This is a genomic window from Pseudomonas sp. GM80, assembly GCF_000282515.1.
GTDB lineage: Bacteria > Pseudomonadota > Gammaproteobacteria > Pseudomonadales > Pseudomonadaceae > Aquipseudomonas.
On sequence record NZ_AKJD01000161.1, the window covers coordinates 1 to 5,457 of the forward strand.

The 5,457-nt window shown below is 61.5% G+C and carries 3 protein-coding genes; 2 read left to right on the forward strand and 1 reads right to left on the reverse strand.

Going from position 1 to position 5,457, the window contains the following annotated elements; genetic code table 11:
• Positions 1–101: 101 nt before the first annotated feature.
• A complete protein-coding gene (locus tag PMI37_RS22590) occupies positions 102–566 on the reverse strand; it encodes a CopD family protein (protein WP_008085356.1) in 465 nt (154 codons plus the stop codon).
• A gap of 98 nt (positions 567–664) precedes the next feature.
• On the opposite strand from PMI37_RS22590, the gene dinG reads away from it, so the two are divergent.
• Positions 665–2,809, forward strand: coding sequence for an ATP-dependent DNA helicase DinG (gene dinG / locus PMI37_RS22595; RefSeq protein WP_008085357.1), 2,145 nt, complete (start codon positions 665–667; stop codon positions 2,807–2,809).
• Positions 2,810–2,904: 95 nt separating this feature from the next.
• The gene (locus tag PMI37_RS22600) at positions 2,905–5,376 is read left to right on the forward strand and encodes a beta-galactosidase (RefSeq protein ID WP_008085358.1); all 2,472 of its coding nucleotides are present in this window, start codon (positions 2,905–2,907) and stop codon (positions 5,374–5,376) included.
• The last annotated feature ends 81 nt before the right edge of the window (positions 5,377–5,457 follow it).

Consider the following 5,457-nt stretch of genomic DNA (forward strand, 5'->3'; position numbering starts at 1 on the left):
TTCCCACGCTCTGCGTGGGAACACAGCCCGTGACGCTCCGCGTCACTGGACGCGGAGCGTCCCTTGCGGCATTCCCACGCAGAGCGTGGGAACGATCATCTTCAGATCATCGGCCTCGCCGCCGCAATCGCCACCAGCACCAACCCGACAATCAGGTTAATCCCCACCACTCGGCGAATCCGCCCCAGTACCGCCGCACCCGCCGGCCAGTCCTTCGCGTCCACCGCCGTGCGCAACTCCGGCAGCATCAGCCCCTGAATCCGGATAAACAGCGCCGTCATCACCACATATAACCCGATCATCACCTGCACATACTTCGGCGCGGTCTCAAACCCGACCTGCTGCAGATGCAACATGCCCACGCCGCTGATCGGCAACAGGATCACCGCGACCCAGACCCAGCGAAAAAAACCTTGAAACACTTCCACCCACAAGGTCAGGCGGGCAGGTCCGTCGAGGGCCTTCACAGCCGCGGGGCGCAGGACCATCCAGGCGAAAAACATGCCGCCGACCCACACCAGGGCGGACAGGACATGCAGGGGATAAACGAGGCTAAAAGGTGTCATTGGGGTACTCCGTTCTGCGCGGGATCGATTCGCGGGGTATGATAGCCGCCGAACCGAACCACTGAAAATTTATCCAGCGTTTTTGCGCCCGACACTCAATGATCAGCACTGAACTCAAAACCACGATCCAGGGCGCCTACTCGCGTTTTCTAGAGGCCAAGAGCCTCAAGCCGCGTTACGGCCAGCGCCTGATGATCGCTGAAATCGCCAAAGTCCTCGGGGATATCGACACCGACGACGAAGGCCGGCGCAGTGGCGACCCCGCAATTGTTGCGGTGGAAGCCGGCACCGGTACCGGCAAGACCGTGGCCTACAGCATGGCGGCGATCCCCACGGCCAAAGCCGCCGGCAAGCGTCTGGTGATCGCCACCGCGACCGTCGCCCTGCAAGAGCAGATCGTCTACAAGGATTTGCCCGACCTGATGCGCAACAGCGGGCTGAATTTCACATTTGCTCTGGCCAAGGGCCGTGGCCGCTACATGTGCCTGTCCAAGCTCGACATGCTCTTGCAGGAAGGTCACGCGCAAACCGCCACCGCCCAGCTGTTCGAAGAAGAAGGCTTCAAGATCGAGGTCGATGAGGCCAGTCAGAAGCTGTTCACCAGCATGATCGAAAAGCTCGCCGGCAATAAATGGGACGGCGACCGCGACAGTTGGCCGAACGCGCTGGAAGACGCCGATTGGGCGCGTCTGACCACCGATCACAGCCAGTGCACCAACCGTCATTGCCCGAACTTCGGCCAGTGCGCTTTCTACAAGGCCCGCGAAGGCATGGGCAAGGTCGACGTGATCGTCACCAACCACGACATGGTCCTCGCTGACCTGGCCTTGGGCGGCGGGGCGGTGCTTCCCGATCCGCGCGACACCATTTACGTGTTCGACGAAGGCCACCACCTGCCAGACAAGGCGATCGGCCACTTCGCCCACTACACGCGCCTGCGTTCCACCGCTGACTGGCTGGAAACCACCGCGAAGAACCTTACCAAACTGCTCGCCCAGCATCCGCTGCCGGGCGATCTCGGCAAGTTGATCGAGCAGGTGCCGGAGCTGGCGCGGGAGATCAAGGCCCAGCAACAGTTCATGTTCAGCGCCTGCGAGCAGGTTGCCGATTTCAAACCCGGCGAAGATGTCGAGGGCCGTGAGCGGCCGCGTCATCGTTTCGTCGCCGGGGTGATTCCCGAGCACATGCGCGAAATGGGCATCGAGCTGAAGAAGGGCTTCTCGCGCCTCAACGATCTGTTCACCCGTCTGACCGACCTGCTCAAGGAAGGCATGGACGGTGAGGTCAACATCGGTATCGCCAGCAATCAGGCGGAAGAGTGGTATCCGCTGTTCGGCAGCCTGTTGTCCCGCGCCTCCGGCAACTGGGAATTGTGGACAGCCTTCACCGCCGAAGACCCGGAAGACAGCCCGCCGATGGCGCGTTGGCTTACCCTGGCCGAAAGCGGTTCGCTGTTCGACATCGAGGTCAACGCCAGCCCGATTCTGGCCGCTGAAACCTTGCGCCGCAGCCTGTGGAACGTCGCCTACGGTTGCTTGGTAACGTCGGCAACCCTGACCGCACTGGGCACCTTCGACCGCTTCCGCATGCGTGCCGGTCTGCCGAAAAAAGCCGTCACCGCCGTGGTGCCGAGCCCGTTCCATCACGCTGATGCCGGCGTGCTGCGAGTGCCGGATCTGAAAGCCGATCCGCGTGATGCCCCCGCGCACACCGCTGCGATCATTCGTGATCTGCCGGATCTGGTCGAAGGCTCGCGCGGCACGCTGGTGCTGTTTTCTTCGCGCAAACAGATGCAGGACGTGTTCGACGGCCTCGACCGCGACTGGCGCAAGCAAGTGTTCATTCAAGGCAACCTGTCGAAACAGGAAACCCTGAACAAGCACAAGGCGCGGGTCGATGGCGGTGATTCCAGCGTGCTGTTCGGTCTCGCCAGTTTTGCCGAAGGTGTCGACTTGCCGGGTGCGTACTGCGAGCACGTGGTGATCGCCAAGATCCCGTTCTCGGTGCCGGACGACCCGGTCGAAGCGGCGTTGTCGGAATGGATCGAAGCCCGTGGCGGCAATCCGTTCATGGAAATCTCCGTGCCCGATGCCTCGCTGAAGCTGGTTCAGGCCTGCGGGCGTCTGCTGCGCACCGAAGAAGACCGCGGCACCATCACCTTGCTCGATCGGCGCCTGGTCACCCAGCGCTATGGCAAGGCGATCCTCAATGCGTTGCCGCCCTTCCGTCGTGAAATATCCTGAGACATCAGTGGGCAGTTTTGCCCACTGCGTTGTCTATCTCTCTGCCATCGCTTTTCCATTGGCCTCAGTTGGTCGTTAGGGAGAACTCCGTTCTTATGATTCGCCGTTCGTTGCCTGCCGTTTTCGCCTTGATCTTCGCTGCGCCGTTGCTCGCAGCGCCAGCCGGTCAGCAGACCCTGTTCAACTTTGTGCGTCCGGCCGACGTGGTAAAGATCGCCACAGAAAACGCCGATTTGCCGCAAGCCAATGCCGAACAGACGGCTGAAGGCGAAGTGCTGCGCCGGGTAACCTTCAATCCGGTGGCCCGCCCGACTTTGCGCCTGACCCCGCAAACCGGAGCCTGGGATTGGTCGCAGTCGGGGATGATGACCCTGCGCTTGCAGAGCGCGATGAACTGGGCTGTCACCGTTTACGTGCAAATCCAGAGCAATGACGGCCGCACGCTGGTCAGCCGCGTCGATCTGCCGGCAGGTCCTGCGCAGACGTTGCTGGTGCCACTGGTGGCGACTGCACCGTTGAGCCAGGGCATGAAGGCCGGCCCGCCGATGCCGATGACCGTCGATGGCCAGCGGATTTTGCTGGCCAGCAGCAGCGGTGAGATTGATCGCAGCCAGGTGGTCTCGGTGAGCTTGTCGATGGATCAGCCGAAAGTCGCCCAGAGCCTGCTGCTCGAGCGTTTCGGTGTGCAGGACGGCGACTCGGTGACCCAGGCTGTTTATGGCAATCTGGTCGACGCCTACGGGCAATCGACCCGCAGCAAATGGCCGGAAAAAGTCGCCAATGACGAACAGCTGAAATCCGCCGCCGCCAAGGAACAGCAACAGCTGAAAACCTGGCTGGCCGAACGCGAGAAGTCCTCGCTGGACAAGTTCGGTGGCTGGAACAAAGGCCCGGCGTTCAAGGCCAGTGGCTTCTTCCGCACGGAAAAGCGTGATGGTCGCTGGTATCTGGTGACGCCGGAAGGGCACCCGTTCTACTCCCTTGGCGTCAACACCGTCAGCCCGGACGTCAACCAGACCTACGTGGCCGGTCGCGAGTACATGTTCGAATCGCTGCCCAAAGCCGACGAGCCCCTGGCCAGACATTTCGGCGAAGGCGATAACCGTGGCGGCAACGGCGCCGATCAGGGCCGTGGCTACGGTAATGGGCGTTGGTATGACTTCTACGGCGCCAACTTGCAGCGTGTGTACGGCGAACCGTGCAAAGCGGACAGCGAAAGCAAATCCGGCATTGCTGAAGCGGCGAAAGCTGAAGCGGCTGAAACCGCTGCCGCCAAGGCATCAGAACCTGCCGCTGTACCGGCCGAGCCGAAGTCTGGCGTCGCCGAAGCCGCCAAGACTGAAACCGTGCAAGTGGCCAGCGAAAAGACTTCCGCGCCGTGTAAAGCAACAATTGATGAGTCGCAGTGGGCCAACCACACGCTTGATCGCCTGCAAGCCTGGGGCTTCAACACGGTCGGCAACTGGAGCGCGCCTGAACTGGGCGATGCCGAGCGGGTGCCGTACACCTTGCCGCTGTCGATCGTTGGCGATTACACCAGCATCAGCACCGGCAGCGACTGGTGGGGCGGCATGCCCGATCCGTTCGACCCGCGTTTCGCCATGGCCACCGAGCGCGCCGTGGCCATTGCTGCCCGCGATCACCGTGACGATCCGTGGCTGATCGGCTATTACGCCGACAACGAATTGGCTTGGGCCGGTCCCGGCGCTGACCCGAAATCGCGTTACGCGCTGGCCTACGGCACGCTGAAAATGACCACCGACGTGCCGGCCAAGCGTGCGTTCCTCAAGCAACTGCGCGACAAGTACCGCAATCAGGCCGGGTTGTCGAAGGCTTGGGGCATTGACCTGCCGGCGTGGGAATTGATGGAAGACCCAGGCTTCGAACCACCATTGCCGAACCCGGAACACCCGGAAATCGAAGCCGACTTCAAATATTTCCAGAAGGTCTTCGCTGACACGTACTTCAAGACCATTTCCGACTCGCTGAAATGGCACGCGCCAAACCAGATGCTTTTGGGCGGCCGATTCGCCATCAGCACTCCGGAAGCCGTGGCGTCCTGCGCGCAGTACTGCGATGTGCTGAGTTTCAACATGTACACGCTCAAGCCACAGGATGGTTATGACTTTGCCGCGCTGGGTGCCTTGGACAAACCGGTGTTGATTACCGAGTTCAACTTCGGCTCCGCTGATCGCGGCCCGTTCTGGGGCGGCGTGACGCAACTGAGCAAAGAAGAAGATCGTGGCCCGGCCTACGCCAATTTCCTCAAGCAGGCCTTGAGCGAGCCTTCGATTGTCGGCGTGCACTGGTTCCAGTATCTGGATCAACCGGTGACCGGGCGTCTGCTCGATGGCGAGAATGGTCATTTCGGCTTGGTCGGGGTGACGGATCTGCCGTATCAGGGCTTTGTCGAGACCGTGCGTAAAAGCAATTTGCAGGCGGTTGATCAGTTAGGTCAGCAAGTGCAGAAAGCCCCTGTGCACGAAGCCGAAGGCGGCCGCAAAGGTGAGGCCGGCAAGGGCGCGGGGGCAGGGCATGCGGGTGGGCATTCCGGGAATGGTCATTAAGGTTTGAAACGCTAAAAGATCGCAGCCTTCGGCAGCTCCTACAAAGGAACGCAATCCCATGTAGGAGCTGCCGCAGGCTGC

Bases quoted from the DNA above. Each gene is read 5' to 3' on its own strand.
- PMI37_RS22600 (WP_008085358.1), top strand. From the start codon at position 2,905: ATGATTCGCCGTTCGTTGCCTGCCGTTTTCGCCTTGATCTTCGCTGCG.
- PMI37_RS22590 (WP_008085356.1), bottom strand. From the start codon at position 566: ATGACACCTTTTAGCCTCGTTTATCCCCTGCATGTCCTGTCCGCCCTG.
- dinG (WP_008085357.1), top strand. From the start codon at position 665: ATGATCAGCACTGAACTCAAAACCACGATCCAGGGCGCCTACTCGCGT.